The 19,085-nt window shown below is 47.6% G+C and carries 12 protein-coding genes; 7 read left to right on the top strand and 5 right to left on the bottom strand.

The genetic code is table 11. The features are described from left to right. Positions 1 to 6: 6 nt before the first annotated feature. Positions 7 to 1,245, bottom strand: coding sequence for a phosphoglycerate dehydrogenase (serA, locus tag D9Y29_RS15475; protein ID WP_127129760.1), 1,239 nt, complete (start codon positions 1,243 to 1,245; stop codon positions 7 to 9). Between the two features lie 182 nt (positions 1,246 to 1,427). Here serA and D9Y29_RS15480 point away from each other — a divergent pair, with 182 nt between their 5' ends. The 7 genes from D9Y29_RS15480 (at position 1,428) to D9Y29_RS15510 (ending at position 12,445) form a co-directional block, all read left to right on the top strand. Then, entirely contained in the window at positions 1,428 to 2,732 is a 1,305-nt protein-coding gene (locus D9Y29_RS15480) for a serine hydrolase domain-containing protein (RefSeq protein WP_164735429.1), read from the top strand. Positions 2,733 to 2,928: 196 nt separating this feature from the next. Next, on the top strand, positions 2,929 to 4,446 hold the full coding sequence (locus tag D9Y29_RS15485; protein ID WP_127129764.1) for an NAD(P)H-hydrate dehydratase: 1,518 nt from the start codon (positions 2,929 to 2,931) through the stop codon (positions 4,444 to 4,446). Positions 4,447 to 4,647: 201 nt separating this feature from the next. Then, a complete protein-coding gene (locus tag D9Y29_RS15490) occupies positions 4,648 to 7,083 on the top strand; it encodes a T9SS type A sorting domain-containing protein (protein WP_127129766.1) in 2,436 nt (811 codons plus the stop codon). 98 nt (positions 7,084 to 7,181) lie between these two features. Further along, complete coding sequence (locus D9Y29_RS15495; protein ID WP_127129768.1) at positions 7,182 to 7,772, top strand: RNA polymerase sigma-70 factor; 591 nt, start codon at positions 7,182 to 7,184, stop codon at positions 7,770 to 7,772. 20 nt (positions 7,773 to 7,792) lie between these two features. Next, entirely contained in the window at positions 7,793 to 8,758 is a 966-nt protein-coding gene (locus D9Y29_RS15500) for a FecR family protein (protein ID WP_127129770.1), read from the top strand. A 148-nt stretch (positions 8,759 to 8,906) separates the two neighbouring features. After that, complete coding sequence (locus tag D9Y29_RS15505) at positions 8,907 to 11,402, top strand: TonB-dependent receptor (RefSeq protein ID WP_164735430.1); 2,496 nt, start codon at positions 8,907 to 8,909, stop codon at positions 11,400 to 11,402. Positions 11,403 to 11,446: 44 nt separating this feature from the next. Then, positions 11,447 to 12,445, top strand: a complete 999-nt coding sequence (locus D9Y29_RS15510) for a DUF4249 family protein (protein WP_164735431.1) — start codon at positions 11,447 to 11,449, stop codon at positions 12,443 to 12,445. Positions 12,446 to 12,450: 5 nt separating this feature from the next. Here D9Y29_RS15510 and D9Y29_RS15515 read toward each other — a convergent pair whose 3' ends face one another. Genes D9Y29_RS15515 through D9Y29_RS15530 form a run of 4 tightly spaced genes read right to left on the bottom strand, consistent with a single transcriptional unit; the run spans position 12,451 to position 18,724 of the window. Next, positions 12,451 to 13,479, bottom strand: a complete 1,029-nt coding sequence (locus tag D9Y29_RS15515) for a tetratricopeptide repeat protein (RefSeq protein ID WP_127129776.1) — start codon at positions 13,477 to 13,479, stop codon at positions 12,451 to 12,453. Positions 13,480 to 13,530: 51 nt separating this feature from the next. Continuing rightward, positions 13,531 to 15,480 (bottom strand): 1,4-alpha-glucan branching protein GlgB, encoded by a 1,950-nt coding sequence (gene glgB / locus D9Y29_RS15520; RefSeq protein ID WP_127129778.1) that lies wholly within the window; start codon positions 15,478 to 15,480, stop codon positions 13,531 to 13,533. 20 nt (positions 15,481 to 15,500) lie between these two features. Then, positions 15,501 to 17,351 carry a glycoside hydrolase family 13 protein gene (locus D9Y29_RS15525; RefSeq protein WP_127129780.1) on the bottom strand — a complete coding sequence of 617 codons (1,851 nt, stop codon included), beginning with the start codon at positions 17,349 to 17,351 and terminating at the stop codon, positions 15,501 to 15,503. Continuing rightward, the gene (locus tag D9Y29_RS15530; protein WP_206513797.1) at positions 17,348 to 18,724 is read right to left on the bottom strand and encodes an MFS transporter; all 1,377 of its coding nucleotides are present in this window, start codon (positions 18,722 to 18,724) and stop codon (positions 17,348 to 17,350) included. The genes D9Y29_RS15525 and D9Y29_RS15530 overlap by 4 nt, the downstream gene beginning before the upstream one ends. Positions 18,725 to 19,085: the final 361 nt, after the last annotated feature.

Consider the following 19,085-nt stretch of genomic DNA (forward strand, 5'->3'; position numbering starts at 1 on the left):
TATGCTTTAGTACAACAGCCTCACCTTGATCGTTTCCTTCACATCTTTCAATAACTGGAAGGCTGTATTGGATATTTTTCTGTCTACATCCAGCACCACATACCCGATCTCGTCGTTCGTTTTGAGGTATTGGCCCAGGATGTTGATATTGTTCTTACTTAATGTTGTATTGATCTCACTCAGTACACCGGGCACGTTGCGGTGCACGTGCAGGATGCGGTGTGTGCCTTCCTGCGGAGGCAGGCTGAGGGATGGTACTGTATGGGAACCAATGGTAACGCCCATTTCAAGGAATTGGAAAAGCTTGTTGCTCACATCGTCCCCGATATTCATTTGTGCTTCCTCGGTTGAACCGCCGATATGGGGTGTGAGGATAACGTTTGGCAGGCCCATGAGTGGTGATGTGAATTTATCGCCATTCTTTTCAGGCTCCCAGGGGAAAACGTCGATGGCAGCGCCGCCAACCTGGCCTTCTTTGATAGCAGATGCCAGGGCATCCAGGTCAACCACTTCTCCCCTTGCATAATTAAGGAGGATCGCTCCTTTCTTCAAATGCTTGAGGGTGGATTTATTGATCATGTTCCTGGTTGAATCGTTATCGGGAACATGCAAGGTTACAATATCCGCCTGATTCAAAACATCCTTTAACGTTCTTTTGGCAACGGCATTGCCAAGGGGGAGCCTGGTTACTGCATCGTAGAAGATCACTTTCATGCCGAGCGCTTCCGCCAGTACACTCACCTGCGATCCGATATTTCCATATCCGATGATGCCCAGCGTTTTTCCACGGAGCTCGAAACTGCCTTTGGCGTCTTTATTCCAGATGCCTTCATGGGCAGCCTTATTCTTGTCCGGAATGCGGCGGATCAGCATAACAGACAAACCTATCACCAATTCAGCCACGGAACGGGTGTTGGAATAAGGAGCATTGAATACAACTACACCATGTTCTGTAGCGGATTGCAGGTTAACCTGGTTCACGCCGATACAGAAACAACCGATGGCCTGGAGCTTTTTTGCGGCATCCAGTACAGCCGGTGTGATCTGTGACTTGGACCGGATCCCGAGCAGGTGCACGTCTTTCACTGCCTTGATCAGTTCTTCTTCCGAAAGGGCGCCGCTGAGTTTCTTCACGGAGGCGTATCCGGCTTCAGTGAAGTGTTTGACGGCTTTGTCGCTGATATTCTCCAGGAACAGGATGTTCACTTTTTCCTTGGGGTAGCTTGTATTTTTTTTGTCAGTCATATATAATTGGCTTCTCTTTTGCGTTAATGCCTATGGCACATGAGGAAAAACAAATGAGTTTTGGTTCAGGTTTGCAAAGATGTCCCTTAAATTTGAAACGGAAAAAACGGATTGCATAACTGAACGATTGTTCGTTTGTTGTACTTTTGCCGCTCAATAACCTATTCAAAACAGACACCCTTTTGAAGAATGTAACAAGGCTCGTTCCGTTACTGGTTTTCGCATTCAGCTGCGGTCATGTAACAGACAAGGAAGCATTAGAGAATAAAGCATCGCAAACAGCTCTGACCAGCGCAATTTCCAATACATCGCGCAACAGAGACCTGTACCTGGATAAAGTAAAACAGTTTGTAGATACCAATTTCAAGAATGGTTTCAATGGCAGTATCCTTGTTGCCAAAGATGATGAGATCATTTACGAAAAATATGGCGGCTACGCCAATCCCCGCATTCCTGCAGACAGTATCGATGCACATACTCCCATTCACCTGGCATCAGTGTCTAAAACTTTCACCGGCATGGCCGTGTGTAAACTCTGGGAAGAAGGAAGGATCAATATCGATGACAGTGTTGGGACCTATCTCGCCGGTTTCCCACTCAGCAGGGTAACCGTTCGCATGCTGCTCAACCACCGTAGCGGTATCCCCAAGTACGATCATTACATGGGCAGTATGGGATGGGACCGCCGCAAACAGATCAGTAACCAGGATGTGCTCGACTTCCTCATCGCCAAAAGAAAACAGATCCCCTGCGGTACCCCCAACAGAAGCTTCAGCTACAGCAATACCAACTATGCCCTGCTGGCCCTCATGATCGAAAAAGTAACGGGCAAGTTCTACGGAGATTATCTCAAACAAACTTTCTTCGACAGCATCGGAATGAAAGACACTTATGTTTTCACCAATGCCTATGCGAATCATTATCTCCCTTCCTACTTCAATAACGGCAAGCTATATCCGCTGGATTTCCTAGACCTCGTGTATGGTGATAAGAACATCTACTCCACTCCCCGCGATCTGATGAAATGGGACGAAGCCCTGCGCAACGGCAGGTTCTTCAACCAGGCAACACTGGAAGCAGCCTATACCCCCTACTCCAACGAAAAGCCTGGCACACATAATTATGGCCTCGGCTGGAGAATGTACGTGTTGAAGAATGGAAAGAAACTGATCTACCATAACGGCTGGTGGCATGGTAACAGAACCGCCTTCTATCGTTTGATAGATGAGAACACCACTATCATCGCCCTTTGTAATAACGACAGCAAAAGGATTTATAAGGTGCGTGAAATGGCCGATATCTTCGGTGATTACATGCAGGGACTGGATGAAGGCGATGAAGAAACAGTGGTAAAAACAGCGCCTGTTATCAGAAAGAAATCTCCTGTAGTGAAGAAGAAAAGCTCCGCTGCATATGCATCCAAATCTTCACCGAAGAAAACGAAGGGCAAGCGCACCACTTCTACGAAATATGCGGCGAAGAAATAAGGTTGCTCATCGTTTCCATGCTTTTTCCATTTCGCAAACTCAGCAGGGTTTACAAAGTAAGGTGCAAAATCCCCGATGCAGCTGGACCGGGAAGCAGGTTATTGGATAGCAATCCATGACACAATTGCCCGGGGAATGCTATTTTTGTTCCGGGTAATGGTTATAACAGCAACATTTACTGTATCAACAAACCTATATGCAAATCCTTACTGCTGCCCAGATCCGCGCATGGGATGAATACACCATCCGTGAACTTCCCATCCAAAGTATCGATCTCATGGAGCGTGCTTCCACCGCCTGTTTCGACTGGCTGATGGAAAACGGCTTCAGGCAAAATGCATTCACGATCTTCTGTGGCAAGGGCAATAATGGCGGAGATGGTCTTGCCATTGCAAGGATGCTGTCACAGTCAGGTCATACAGTAACGGTGTTCATTCTTGAATTCGGCGCCAAAGGCACTGCAGATTTCCAAACCAACCTGGCGCGGATCCACCAGACCGATGCGGTGATCAAATTCATTTCTACCGTTGAAGCCCTCCACCCTATCGATGAAAATGCCATCGTGATCGATGCATTGCTGGGAACAGGTCTCAACCGTCCGCTCGACGGACTTACCAGCGCTGTTGTTCAGCATATCAATCGTTCAGGCAATACCGTTATTGCCATCGATATTCCCAGTGGTTTGTTTGCAGATAAAAGCTCCAAAGAACAAACGGCGATCGAAGCAGCTCATACGCTGAGCTTTCAGTGTTACAAAACAGCCTTCCTGTTTGCTGAGAATGCCGGCAGGCTGGGTGAAATAAGTGTCCTCGATATCGGACTGCATCCTGGTTATCTGTCTGCCATCACCCCGGAATACCAGTTTATTGATGAAAGTATTGTGAATGCGATCCTGCAACCGCGGAAGAAGTTTGCACATAAAGGCAACTTCGGTCATGCGGCACTGATAGCAGGCAGTATGGGAATGATGGGCGCTGCATTGCTCAGCGCAAAAGCCTGCCTCAGGAGCGGCGTGGGAAAACTCACCTGTTACATTCCCAGGGCCGGTTACGAGATCATACAGTCAAGGGTACCCGAAGCCATGTGCAGGATTGCAGGTACTGATCATATTGGCAGTATCGACAGTTTTGAAGGTTATTCCGCTATTGGTGCAGGACCGGGATTGGGCCGGGAAGATGATATCCTTCGGATGCTGCAATCACTTTTTCAACAAAGCAAATCCACGCTGGTGCTTGATGCTGATGCACTCAATGTTTTATCCGCTGATAAAACATTGATGGAGGGGTTGCCCCGCAGAACTGTGATCACTCCGCATGTAAAAGAACTGGAAAGACTTTTCGGCGCCTCCTCCAATGATTTCGAGAGAATGGAAACGGCCAGGGAAAAATCAAAAGAACTCGGCATTACCATTGTACTGAAAGGTGCTTTTTCGCTGGTGGCAACACCTGGAGGAATGGCCTGGTTCAACAGTACCGGTAATCCCGGGATGGCAACAGGTGGCAGTGGTGATGTACTCACCGGTATCATCACCGGACTGGCGGCCCAGGGGTATATTCCCGAACAGGCAGCCATCGCCGGCGTTTTCCTCCATGGACTGGCAGGTGATCTCGCAGCCGCTGCTATTTCCGAACAGGCACTCATTGCTTCGGACATCACTGCCTTCCTGGGTGATGCTTTTCTGCAATTACAGGAATACTCAAAAGAGGAAGGATGACCTTTAGCTGTCCGTCTATTTTCTGGAACCCGGGAAAAATGTTCCCGGACTGTTTTAAAAATTCCCTTGACTTTTGGTAAACTATTTCTATATTAGCAACGTAGATTACTTTGCATAATTCCACTTCCTATTAAGAGACCTCAAAGTCCACTTTCCTCCTCTCAGCTTATTGAACTCTCTCTGATCACCTAAAGGATATTTATGTCAAATTTCTACAAGACCCTTACAAGGATTGCATGCAATCTTTTTATACCAGTTTGCCTGTCCACAACGGCATATTCTGCAACGTATACTGTAACTTCCAATGCATCGTCTGGTCCTGGTACACTGGCCCAGGCTATCACAGATGCCAATACGAATCCCGGGGCGGATATCATTCAGTTCAACCTGCCCGGAGGCTCACTGGTGATCAGTCTTACCAGTCCGCTGCCCGCTATAACCGGTGAAGTTACCATTGAAGGTTATTCTCAGCCGGGTGCAGCCCAGGGCAGTATCGCTGCGCGCACCATCCTGGTGCAGGTGGATGGAAATGCCATGGGAGGAAGCAACAATATTTTTACTATCGCATCACCAAATGTGAGCATATCGGGCCTGGCAATTTCACGTGCTACCCGTACTGGTATCTTCATTCAGCAAGGTGCCAACAACGCTTTCATCTGGGGAAACTTTATAGGTACCGATGCTACAGGTCTGGCCGCAAATGGTAATACCGGGGCTGGTGTTGCAGTTGACCTGAATGGCGCGCTTAGTGGCCCGGGTACTACAGGAATAGTAGTGGGAACGAATGGCGATAATAACAATGATGCCAATGAAGGTAACCTGATCTCCGCCGCAACAGGAAGTAGTGAAGGCGATGGCGTCATCTTCTGGAATACACAGAATTCAATCATTGCAGGAAACTATATTGGTGTTACGAGAAATGGTACCGCAGGCGCATTCGGTAATGCACGCAATGGTATCCTGCTGACCGTTTCTGCAAACAACAATGTGGTGGGAACAAATGGTGATGGTGTTAGTGATGCTCTTGAAGGAAATATCATCGGCAACAATACCGGAAGAGGTGTGCTCACCTGGCTCAGCAACGGAAATATTATCGCCGGCAACAGAATTGGTTTGGACATCAGCAATGCTGCTGCTCCCAATGCTGAACAAGGCATTCTGCTGGTGAACTGTCAGGATAACCGGATAGGAACAGATGGTGTCGGCGGCAATGCCACAGTGGAAGCAAATCTCATTTGCTTCAATATCAGTGATGGGATCAGGATAGCGAATGACAACTTCCTGAATTTTGGTCTTGGAAATACGGATAACACTACAGGAAATATCGTTGCAGGAAATGGTATCGGAACAGACCTGGCGGGAACACTCGTTGCCGGTAACCTGGGAAGTGGTGTCCGGCTGGTGCATGAAGGGGATTTTGCTTCGTTATCTCTTTCCGGTAATATTATCGGTTCCAACAATGATGGCAGTGAAGATGCGGCAGAGGGCAATCGTATTGCCAATAACAATAGTGGCGGCATTGTTGTGGAAGCAGCAGCCAGCCTGACTGTTTCTGACAATAAATTCAGCCGTAACAGGATCTTCAGGAATAATGGTCAGTTGGGCATCGACCTTGGCGCCAACCTGGTTACATCCAATGATGATGGCGATACAGACAATGGCCCCAATACTTTGCTCAATTTCCCCGTGATCACATCAGTAACAGTGAATAGCGGCAATCTCACCATTCAGGGATTCAGCCGTCCCAACAGTGTGATAGAGTTTTACATTGCTGATGCAGGCCCCAGCCCTAACCCATTACCCGGCGGATACACTACCGATTTCGGTGAAGGTCAAACTTACCTGTTCCGTGGTCAGGATGATGCCACTCTGGATGCGCCCGACGCGCAGTCCGGAACATCCGGCACCTACACGGCCACACAGGAAGGCACCGGAACCGGTGGTGACCGCACCGAAGCCAGGTTCAGCTTCACCATTCCCGTGGCCAGCCTGCCCACAGCAGTAACCGCCGGGACCCGTATCACTGCACTTGCCTACATGAATGCAGGCGGCGCAGGGAACACATCCGAATTCGGACCGGTAAGTTCCATTGTGGCTACACCTGTACGATTATTATCTCTCGATGCAACGTTGAACAATGGAAAAGTGTATATCAGGTGGAAGACTGCAGAAGAGATCAATAATGATCATTTTGAAATACTGAAAGCAACTGATGGTCAGCAATACAGTTCAATTGCAACGATCGCGGCCAAAGGAAGCAACAGCAGTTATCAGTTCATTGACAATAACCCTGAACGGGTGAATATGTATAAACTGAGGCAGGTGGATATCGATGGCCGCACAACCGATTCAAAGATCCTGGTAGTGCGCGCCGATCAGAACACGGTTACCCTCAAAGCGGCTCCCAATCCATTCGGTTCCTTTATCAATCTCAGCTATAAACTGGACCGCGAAGAATCGGTCCGCGTTAAATTGTATAGTTTTAGCGGAGCATTGGTGAGAACATACAACATTAAGGGTAATGCAGGCGTTAATACCACCAGCTTCACGGACCTGGGTAATCTGCCCGCCGGAAATTATACGCTCGAGCTTACAGGAAGCTCTATCAGCCTGAGACAGCAGGTGATCAAACAATAAAAGAACAAATAGAACAATAGGGTTAAGAGGGAGGTTTAATAGACCTCCCTCATTTTTTTACAACCTTTACATTATTTTTACGTGCCCGTTAAACCGGAATGTCTACCAATAGCCCATTATACCATCAGTTCCAGCAAGAGTTCTCGCATCATTACGAACCTCTTTGTAAATACGCATTTTCCTTCGTGAAAGAAGTTCATGCCGCGGAAGACATCGTTCAGGATATTTTTGTGCATGTATGGGAAAAAAAGCAAAACCTGGTGGGTAATGAAGACATGCGTTATTACCTCTTTACTGCTGTCCGTAATAATTGTCTGACCTGGTTGCAAAAGAATAAAAGATCCGTGGTTATAACGCTAACCGGCCAGGAGGGCTTGCAGACCGCGCCGGAAGAATACAGGATGGAGAAAACAGAAACAGACTTTAATATTTTGATGCAATCCGCGCTGAACAAGCTCCCCCAAAAATGCAGGGAGGTATTCGTGCTCAGCCGTATGAGCAAGCTTACCTACCAGCAAATAGCTGATGCACAGGGTATCTCCGTTAAAACGGTGGAAAACCAAATGGGTAAGGCCCTCAGGATATTAAGGCGTTTCATCAGGGAACGGCAGGCATATCTTACAGTTTTGCTGTTTTCAATTTTCTTTTCGCTTATCATGATAGGGGTTTATATCCGTTTCATGTTATAGATATTTAGCACAGACCCCGTATGGATGACCAGATTACAGAAATAATTGCCCGTAAATTCCAGGGAACTGCCAGTCAGCAGGACCTTGCACTCCTGCAGCAATGGCTGGAAGCGGCAGCTGAGAACCGACAGGAATTTGAACAGCTTGAACAGATCTGGAACAAAGGTGCGGACCTTTTCCAGGCCCCTGCTTTCAATACTGGAGCTGCCTGGGAGAAAGTAGACCATACCATCCGGAAAAAAGAAAAAAGGTCTGCTGCATTTCCCATAAAACGGCTGGCCATTGCCGTTGGTTTCATGGCCGCTGTATTCACCGCCTGGTACATCTGGAGATCCGGTGACGCATCCATGCAGCTGGTGAAAGCCGCCAATACCAATCGATCCCTTACACTCCCCGATGGCTCTTCAGTAGTACTGCGTAAAGGGACCACCATACAATATGCAAGTAAGTTCAATGGCCCTGTAAGACGTGTAGAGCTCAAAGGTGAAGCCTGGTTCCAGGTGCAGCCCGATACACAGCAACCCTTCCTGATTTCCACCGAACATTCCACCATCAGGGTACTGGGTACTTCCTTCCTGGTAAATGCAACGGAAGAGGGGGATGAAGTGATCGTTTCCTCCGGGAAGGTCAGCATGGCCGGCAAACAAAAGGAGGGTAAGCAGGTGATCCTGACAGCCGGACAAAAAGCCCTGCTCAGCGAAGGGGAACTACTCCAGGAAGCTGTTTCCGACAGCAATTATCTCGCATGGAAAACAGGAATACTGGAATTCAGGAATACACCGCTTCCTGAAGTGCTGGACGATCTCTCCGATTACTATGATCTTCAGCTGATCATTCCCGATACATTGCTCAGCTCATTTCAACAGTTGAACATCAATGCAAGATTTCTGGACCAACCCGTATCGGAAGTGCTGGAAGAACTAAGGCTGACCACCGGTTTGCAGACAAAAGATGAAGCCGGCCGCATTATTTTTTTCCGGAATTAGGCGCGGAATCTTGCTGAAAAATACCATATTGCCCAGCCTAAAACTCCCGCTGGGACAGCGTTCACGCATGAAAGGTTTACTCTCCACATTATTTGTCTTGCTTTTGTGCATGAACTCCCCGCTTCTTGCACAAGAAAGGATTTTGAGTATGCCCTTCTCCCCTGCTTTCGATAAAGGCAGCATCCGTTCATTCCTGGAAGATATCAATCAGCGCAGTCAGCTTATCATCGAATATGCAACTTCGGTTGTGGATACGGGAAAGATAATAGAGATCTATGATAATCCTGCCACCATCGGCGCTGTATTGCAACAGGTTTTAAATGCGCAAAAAGTTCGTGTAACAGAAATGAATGGTAAACTGATCCTCACGCCCGCGTCCACTCCCCTTCCTGGTGATGCACTGCTCAGCTGGTACACCATATTCGGATTTGTGAAAGACGAAGCCAGCGGCGAACCGCTCACCGGCGCCACTGTGTGGGACCCGGCCCGTCATCGCGGCGTTTATGCCAATCAGCACGGCTATTTCACCATCAAAGTCCCGGAAGGAAAACAAACATTGCAATTCAGCTATGCAGGATATACTACTGTTGCCATTACACTCGCCGGTCTGCAGCAAGACAGGAGAAAAGATATAAAACTGCAAACTGTTCCGCCCATTACTGAAGTGGTGATCTCGGAAGAGCAAAGGCAGAAAAAAGAAGGAGCCGATAAAGTGAATGCCGAAGATTACAACAATGTACTCGGTGAGCCCGATGTACTCCGAAGCCTCTATCAACTGCCTGGTGTAAAGAATGTAGCCGATATCCCCAATGGCATTCTCGTGCGCGGCGGTAATCCCGGCGAGAACTTATTCCTGCTGGATGGTAACCCTGTTTTCAATCCCATGCACCTCCTGGGCTCATTACCCATCGTGAACCAGACGGCTCTCAAGAATATGTATGTATACAAGAGCAATTTCCCTTCCCGGTTTGGCGGCGGCCTCAGTTCCGTGATGGACGTGAACACGAAAGATGGAAACATGAAAAAATGGAAAGGCGTGATCAATGCTGGTGTGCTGGCCGGCTCCTTCACCATTGAAGGCCCTTTGAAAAAAGACAGAACAGCCATCATGCTCAGCTTCCGTCATAGTTGGGTGAATCCTTTTCTCCGTCTCATACAGCGGGGCGTGAACCTCAATTTCTACGATCTTCAGTTCAAAGTCACACAACTGATAGGAAAGAAAGATAAACTGATGCTGAATGTTTATGCCGGCGATGATAACCTGCATCTTCGGGAAGGAAGTATCGATAACCGTCACCAGTGGGGCAATAAGAATCTGGCGCTTACCTGGAACAGGGTGCTCGGGCCGAAAGCATTCGTCAATACATCGGTTAACCTCAGTAGTTATAATAATATCGCAGGCTTCAGGTACAGCTTGTACGACAGCTCGGGTGCAATGGTGCAGAACAAAGTGTATAATATCTTTTCCAGTATCAGGCAATACAATATAAGGTCTGTACTGGAACTAACGCCAGCCAATAACTGGCGAATGAATATGGGCGGAAAGATGTCTTATACGAAAATCAAACCATTCACCAGGAATGTTACACAGGATTTCATCGATGACCCTGATGAGTTCAGCGCCTTCCCTGCTTTATCTTTCCGTGAATTCGTACTTTTCTATGAGTCTGATTTAAAAGTTGGCAAACGGTTGACTGTACGCCCCGGTATTCATTATTCGCATTACCTCTACAAGGATTTCAGCTTCAACAGCTGGCAACCGAGGTTCTATGCGGCTTACAGGCTGAATGCGCATCAGCAGCTGAGCTTTTCCTGGAGCCAGATGGGGCAATACCTTCACCAGGTCACCAATCCCTATATGGGCGTGAACAGCGATGCCTGGGTTCCGGCTACAAGGAAACTGCAGCCGGAACAAAGCAGGATGGTCAATGCGGGCTATCACTATCAGAATAAGAAACTGGGTACATTCAGTGCAGAATTCTATTACAAGAAACTGCAAAACGTTACCAACTATATCGAAGGCAAGAATCTTTTCCTGAACAATAAGAGCTGGGAAAAATCCGTGCAAACAGGGAAAGGCTGGAGTTATGGCGGGGAATTCATGTTCTTCAAAAAAACGGAAAAATGGACTGCCCGGCTCAGTTATACTTTGTCGTGGAACTGGCGTCAGTTCAGGTCTGTGAACAAGGGCGCGAAATTCCCGTTCAAATGTGATCGAAGGCATGATCTCAGTGTTGCTGCTTCTTATCAGATCGGTAAGCGATGGAATTGCGCCGCACTCTGGACTTTCGCTACCGGAGATGTGTTCACGCTTCCCAGCTACGTATATCCTGATTTTGATGACGCGCAACAGATCAAAGACCCGCTGGCGCCTGATGAATACAGGCTGATCTACCAGTACACCAACTCCAGAGTTTATCGAACACCCTCCTATCACCGGCTTGACGTTTCTGCAGGTTTTCATCACCTGTTGAAACCTGAATTGCCTGCAAAACTGATCATCGGTATTTACAATGTGTATGGTGCGCCCAGCCAGTATCTGTATGACCTGGAAGGATCAATAGGCAGAAGATCATTGGTGGTGAGTACCCGTTACCAGTTCTTCAGTATCACTCCTTATTTATCTTACAATATCAGTTTTTGATGCAGCCGCTTACATTACTATATCTTTTTTTATTATTACTGCTGATGAGTTCCGGAGCAGGCTGCAAAAAGAATTTCCTGCCTGATACAGACGATGAAGATAAACTGGTGGTACTGGCGGAAGTCACTGCAGGCGACCAGGTGCGCATTCCCGTGGCACGCACCATCCGTGCAGGCAGCGGCAATCTCATCAATTTTGAAAAAGTGAACGACGCTACAGTGGTACTCAGTGAAGAGAGTGGACACAAATGGATCCTGCGGGCCGACAAATCAACACAGTTCGCCAATAACCCCGCTTCTGTTTTTACAGTAAGGCATTTTTACAGACCCAATACCAATTATACACTGGAAGTGAGCCATCCTGTATTGGGGAACGCACGCGCAGTAACCACTGTGCCCTATCCTGTACAGGTGGAAAAGCTGGATACCGCATCTGCGCTAAGACAGGGCAAACCTGTGCTGGAAGTAAAGCTTCTCCTGAAGGACCGGCCGGACCAACTGGAGAACTACGTGATAGAAGCAGTGAAACAGGTGTGTAAGATCAGGACCAGCTTTACTTATAACGGAACAAAATACGATTGCGATACCGAAGAAGGAAAAAAACTATACGAGCAGGTGAAGAATGACCCTTCCGTGAAATCGGAAAAAGATACGATCCCGTTACAGCAATTCCTTCGTCTCAATTTGTATTCGAAAGACATTCATATCGAGAACCTGCGTTTCGACGGAGCAGATAATCCTTTCCGCCGCATCTTCCTGTCCGATCAGTATTTCACGGCCAATAAATATTTGCTGAGATTCAGTATCGATAAATCATTCTTTATCTCTGAAAAAGAAAATCAGAAAGGCCGTGTATTGATCCGGGTAAAATCGGCCAGCAGGGAATTGTACAGGTACCTTATCACTTATGAGAAATACAAAACCGATTTCGGCTCCATTCCCGCCAATCAGCTGGGCTCACCTGCGGGCAACGTACAATTTGGCCCCGGAGTGTTCGGTGGCGCTACGCAATTGGAGAAAGCTTATTATTTCGATGAACTGTAAGCAGCTTATAGTCCGTTCGGCATCTTCTTTTCGGTGCGTTGTTTGGCAAGACCGGGATCCAGTTCGATAGCCTTATCGCAAAGTTGTTGCCCTTTCTCTTTTTCTCCTTTTTTCATATAGGCCATACCGATCATGAAGAGTGCATTGGCATTCTTTGGATCGATGGTAAAGATCCTGTCCCACATATTGATGGCGTCCTGGAACTTTCCTGCTTTGTAATAGGCATCCCCGATGGTATACATCAGTTCTTTATCGCCGGGACGGTTCTTCAGCATCTGGTCCATGAGTTCCATTCCCTTGTTGAACTGACCGGTATTGAGATAGGCATTGCCGAGATTTTCGAGGTAATCATTTGTTTTCTTGTAGCCTTTTGCTCCTGCTCTTTCGAACCAGTAGATGGCTTTCTTATCATCGGGGATAGCGTAGTAAGCAAGACCTGCTTCATACATCCATCGTGCATTGGAAGAGTCTCTCTCGATAGCTTGTTCATAACAACCGGCAGCACGTTTGTAATTGCTCATCTCGATGAAGGCGCGCGCAGCGATATAGGGAGTTTCTGCTTTATTGGGATCATCTTTGAAAGCGAGTTCACAGTATTTCAGTGCATCGCCATAATGCTCCAGTTCATAATGTGCTTTGGCGAGATAGAAGTTGTTCGATTTCTTGCTGCCAAGTTGTTTCATGCGATCAGCAAGACGCACCAGGTCTTCCCATTTGCGCATATTCACACTCAGGTCAGCAAGGTTCTCTACTACAGCAAGGTTATTGGGCTCGGCCCTTTCCACTGCCAGTAATTTTTCCCTTGCTTCCGCATAGCGATTCATCTCCTGCAGCACGGCAGCGAGATCAATTTGAACAGCTGTGTTTTTGGGATCGAATTGAAAAGCCCTGAGGAAGTTCTTTTCTGCTTCCTTATAACGCCGGGCCTGTTTTTCTGCATTGCCTTTCTGTTGATAGAAAGCGGCGCTGTCTGCTTGACTGTAGGCGGCTGCGGACATCAGCAAGCCACCTGCAATAACGAGGTACTTAACCATGTTTCAGAGTATTGGATCTTGTAAGGATACGTGTACGTGTAAAGGTTGAGATCAACGTAAAACCACTGCTCCCAACGCCGGTAAATGTACGTTTATTTCGTAAAGCAGCTGGTTTTTATCCACTAAAATGGTATTAATTTCAGGATTGTACACGTCTCCCGTTCCCCAATACTTTTTATCATCTGAATTGTAGACCTCCTTCCACGATTTTTTTCCTTTTGCATACAACTTCCAGTTGCGTCTGACTTCAGGTGTGAGGTTAAGTATAACCAGGATATCGTTTTCCGGGAGTTTGCCTTTTCTTCTGTAAGCCACCACGCATTCATCACGATGGTTCAGATCGATCCATTCGAATCCTTTTTCGCTGAACTGGTATTCGTATAATGCAGGTTCTGACCGAAGCAGTTTATTGAGATCGCGCACGCATTCTTTCAGCTTGCTATGCGGTTCATATTGCAGCAGGTACCATTGCAGTTCGGATTTGTAATTCCATTCTTCCGTGGCGCCGAATTCGTTGCCCATGAACAGGAGCTTACCTCCGGGATGTGTGAACATATAGGTATAAAGTGTACGAAGATTGGCATGTTTCTGCCATTCATCACCGGGCATTTTATAAAGCATGGGACTCTTGCCGTGCACCACTTCATCATGACTGAGCGGCAGCATGAAATTCTCATCATAGTAGTACATCATGCTGAAAGCGAATTTGTCCTGGTAATGGCTTCTGAACAACGGGTCCATATGGAAGTAATCCAGTGTATCGTGCATCCAGCCCATCATCCATTTCATGCCGAATCCGAGTCCGTCAGCATAAGTGGGCCTGGAAACTCCCGGCCAGTCGGTTGCTTCTTCGGCAATGGTTTGTACATCGGGAAAATCGCGATAAATGGTTTCATTGAGATCACGGATGAAAGCAATGGCCTCGATATTGCCATCACCGCCGAACTCGTTCGGTTCCCATTGACCGTGAGTACGTGAGTAATTGAGTTTGATCACGGAGCTTACGGCATCTACACGGATGCCATCGATATGAAAAAGATCGAACCAGAATCTTGCGCTACTGATGAGGAATGATTTTACTTCACCGCGTTTATAATTGAAGATATAACTGTTCCAGTCGGGGTGAAACCCTTTACGCATGTCTGCATACTCGTAGGTATGATTGCCGTCGAACATGAAGAGGCCGTGTGCATCATAGGGAAAATGCGAAGGCACCCAATCCAGTATCACACCAATGCCTGCCTGGTGCAATGCATCGATCAGTTCCATAAAAGCCTGTGGGTCCCCAAAGCGGGATGTAGGCGCAAAGTAGCCTGTGCCCTGGTAACCCCAGCTCCCGTCGAAAGGATGTTCCATCACAGGCATGAATTCAACATGTGTGAATTGCATCTCTAAGAGATAGGGCACCAGTCTTTCGCGTATCTGTGCATAGGTATTGTAGCTTTCTTCATCGTTGGGATGCGGGCGCATCCAGCTGGCCAGGTGCATTTCATACACGCTCCAGGGGGCATCTGTAGCATTGTGTGCTGCGCGTTTTTCCATCCATTCCCGGTCACCCCATTCATAATCCAGGTCCCAGGTGATACTGGCTGTTTGCGGCCTTCGTTCCCAGAAATTCGCATAGGGATCGCCTTTATCAAGCCTGCGACCTTTATAGCCGTGGATATGGTACTTGTACACTTCGCCCTTTTCCATGCCGGGAATGAAACCTTCCCAGATCCCTGAATTATCCTGACGCACTATTAGCGGATGCGCTTCAGTATCCCAGAGATTGAAATTGCCGATCACCGAAACATAAGTTGCATTGGGAGCCCATACTGCAAAGTAATAGCCGGCCTGGTCCAATACAGTGATGGCATGCGATCCGAATAACTCATAGAGCGAGTAATTCGTTCCCTGTTGATAATTACTGATGTCTTCGTCTGAAAAAAGAGAATAATTCCACACCGGGCGGGTGGTATCTACAAAATGCAATTCCTCATACTTCAAGGGTGGTGCCATGGTACTTAAAGATACAGGAATTATCGAACCAATTCAGCGGTGAGCAAGGTATATGACGGAATGGTAATAGAATCTTTGATACTGAATTGTTGATTGGTGATGATGTCCCTGGCGCTGCTGAATCCTTTGAGTCTCTCTTCAAAGCGGGATGCAGCAATGGTTTTAGGCTGATCATTGGTGTTCATGATACAGAAGATGGACTGTTTGGCATCATAACGGAAGTAAACATACACGCCATCTTCCGGAACATATTGCATCAATTTCCCATGTTGTAAAGCAGAGGACGTAAGTCTGAACCGGGAAAGGCTTCGCATATGATCGAATACATCGTTCTCTTCAACGCTCCTTCCGGCAGCAGTGAATTTATTGCTGGAATCTCCTGCCCAACCGCCCGGGAAATCCTGGCGCACCAGTCCGTCTGGATTGGCGAATCCTTTCAACAATACTTCCGTTCCATAATAGAGTTGTGGAATGCCCCTGTAGGTGAGCAGCCAGCTCAGTCCCATTTTCAGTTTGGGGATATTCTCTCCTACCTGTGAATAGAAACGGCTGATATCATGGTTGTCTAAAAAGATCACATTGCGGTTGGGATCTTTGTACAGAAAATCTTTGGCGGTGGTACTATACAATTTGTTCACGCCTTCCGTCCAGCCGAAAGCCTGTGTGAGCGCGGGTACGATACCGTAAAGATTCAGCTGGAAATCCGTTACGCCGGGCAGATTGCTTTTGTAGGGGATATTAATATTGTTAGCTGCAAAGTAGCTCTGGTTGGCCACTCCGTGCACCCAGGTTTCACCGAAGATATGCAGTTGCGGATATTCATCCAGCAGCGCTTTGTTGCAGCGGTTCATGAATTCGAGATCATTATAGGCATAGGTATCGATGCGCCATCCGTCCAGCCCGAATTCCTCTGTGCACCAGATGGCGTGCTGAACGAGAAAATTCGCCATGAAAGGATTGTGCTGATTGAGGTCCGGCATACCGGGCACGAACCAGCCATCGCTCATTTTCTTTTTATCGATAACTGATGCATATGGGTCCATCAGCGTTTGGTCTTTATAGGTAGTATTGGTATACGATGGCCACCAGTGGAACCAGCTGCTGTCAGGCATTTCCTTATACAGGAAATGATGGAGGCCAACATGGTTGTAAACGGCGTCCTGGATGATCTTCATGCCGCGTTGGTGCAGTGCATCGATGAGGCTATGATAAGCTTTGATGCCGCCTAATCGTGGATCGATGCTGTAATGATCGGTGGCAGCATAGCCGTGTTCAGTGCGGTTGGGCATATCGTTCTCCAGCACGGGATTCAGCCAGAGCGCCGTTACGCCGATATCCTGCAGGTAATCAAGATGGTTTTCGATCCCCTTAAGGTCGCCGCCATGCCTGTGCCAGATATCAGTTCTGTCGAAGCTTTGGTCTAACATACCAGGCACTCTATCATTGGAGGGATCGCCATTGCTGAAGCGGTCCGGCATAATGAGATAGATGAGATCTTCTGTGCCTACCCCTTTGATGCGTGTGCGGCCATTGCCTTTATCACGTTGCTTCAGAACATATTTTACCTGCTGTACAGTTTTTCCCTTTTCCACAAAACTGAATTTGAGTTCTCCGGGTTTTGCTGTGCCTCCGATCTGCAGGTCAATAGCCAGGTAATCAGGGTTCCTGAATTTATGCGTTCCCTTCAATTGCACGCCTGTATAGGCTTTCAGCGCTACACTCGATTTACCGATGCCCGGCGCTTTCACCAGCAGTTGCAGTTGCTGGTTCTTCATACCTGCCCACCAGTGAGTTGGATAAATATTCAATGTTTGTTGCGAATGCACGGTGGCAGTCAACAGTAATGCACATGCGAAATAGATCAGTCTCATGCAATATTTTTTTCTTCTTTGATGCGGATAGCGCCGGGGTCGTATACATAGATCACGCTGATGGCTGCACAGAGCATGAACACGCCTGCCAGCACCAGCGCATATACGGGCTCGTTATTGTATATATGCTTTACGATCGGCCCTCCGATAATGCCATTCAGTATCTGCGGAATTGTGATGAAGAAATTAAAGATGCCCATGTAGATCCCCATCTTCCCGGCTGGAATGGACCCTGAGAGGATCACATAAGGCATTGCCAGGATGCTGGCCCAGGCAATGCCCACACAAACCATCGATCCGATCAGGAATTCCTTATTGGGTGCGAAATATATACTGATCAGTCCTATCCCGCCGATCAGCAGGCTGATGGCATGGGTTTGTTTCCTTCCGATCTTCTTTGCAATGGCAGGTAACAGTAATGCATAAACGGCAGATACGCCATTGTATACGGCAAAGATCACACCCGTCCAGCCCTGGGCTTCCCTGTACAGTTTGGAGCTCTTATCATCTATCGACAATCCGAAAATATGTGTGGAGATGGTATCAGTAGTGAACACCCACATCCCGAACAAGGCGAACCAGCTGAAGAACTGCACCAGTCCCAATTGCTTCATAGTACGCGGCATCTTTGCGAAATCTTTCAGGATCACACCCAGTCCTTCCTTCTTCACTTCATGATGTCCATGGTATTTCGCATACTCTTCAGGGGGATATTCCTTCGTTTTAAAAACAGTCCAGAGCACACTCAGCACAAACACGGAGGCGCCGATATAGAAAGCCAGTTTCACATTATCAGCCACCACTCCTGCCGGCGCTTCTGCATTCACGCCAAACCATTTGCTTAAAATCTCCGGTAGTGCAGAACCAAGCACAGCTCCCACACCTATAAGACAGGTCTGTACTGCAAATCCTTTTGTGCGTTGTGAATCGGGAAGATTATCTGCAACCAGTGCCCTGAATGGTTCCATTGCCAGGTTGAAACAGGCATCCATGATCATCAGGAATCCTGCTCCGATGATCACCAGTGGTGCGATACTCCCTAAAATATTTGCATTGGGCATCAGCGCAAGTGCGCTGGAGCTAAGGATCGCTCCTGCGAGAAAATAAGGTCTGCGTCTTCCGAGCCTGTTCCAGGTCCTGTCTGAATAATGACCAACAATTGGCTGCACGATCAATCCGATCAGTGGCGCCGCCAGCCAGAACCAGCTCAGGTGTTCCACTTCCGCGCCATAGTTTCTAAGAATTCCGCTTGCATTGGAGTTCTGCAAAGCGAAACCGAACTGGATCCCGAGGAACCCGAAACTCATATTGAAGATCTGGGCAGCAGAGAGTTTGGGCTTGGGGAGAATGCTGTTTGTTTTGGCTGAAACCATGGCAATCGTTGATTTGAGAGTTGGAAGATAAGGATTGTTGTGTAAATAATACGCATTAGTTGTTTTGTTTGTGCTTTTTTCGCCGGAGGGGTATGATGCGCCGGCTGTGAAACGTACCAACGCTTTGATGGTTTGATTGGGCTTCGGTGGGTAGGTAGGATTTGGCGATTGTGCTAAGCCGGGCTTGTTCGCTTACGTTTCCAAGGCCGGTGCAATCATACCCCTCCGGCTGATCACGATGCAGGTGCAACAGTTATGGAGCGTGTTCCCACCTTTTACACAAACAGCATTTGGGTAGGGAGGATGAGGGTAAGAGTGCATCAATCATTATTATCGGTTGGTAGGGTTGCTTAATGTTGAT

The sequence above is a fragment of the Pseudoflavitalea rhizosphaerae genome, from assembly GCF_003991355.1.
Taxonomy (GTDB): Bacteria; Bacteroidota; Bacteroidia; order Chitinophagales; family Chitinophagaceae; genus Pseudobacter; species Pseudobacter rhizosphaerae.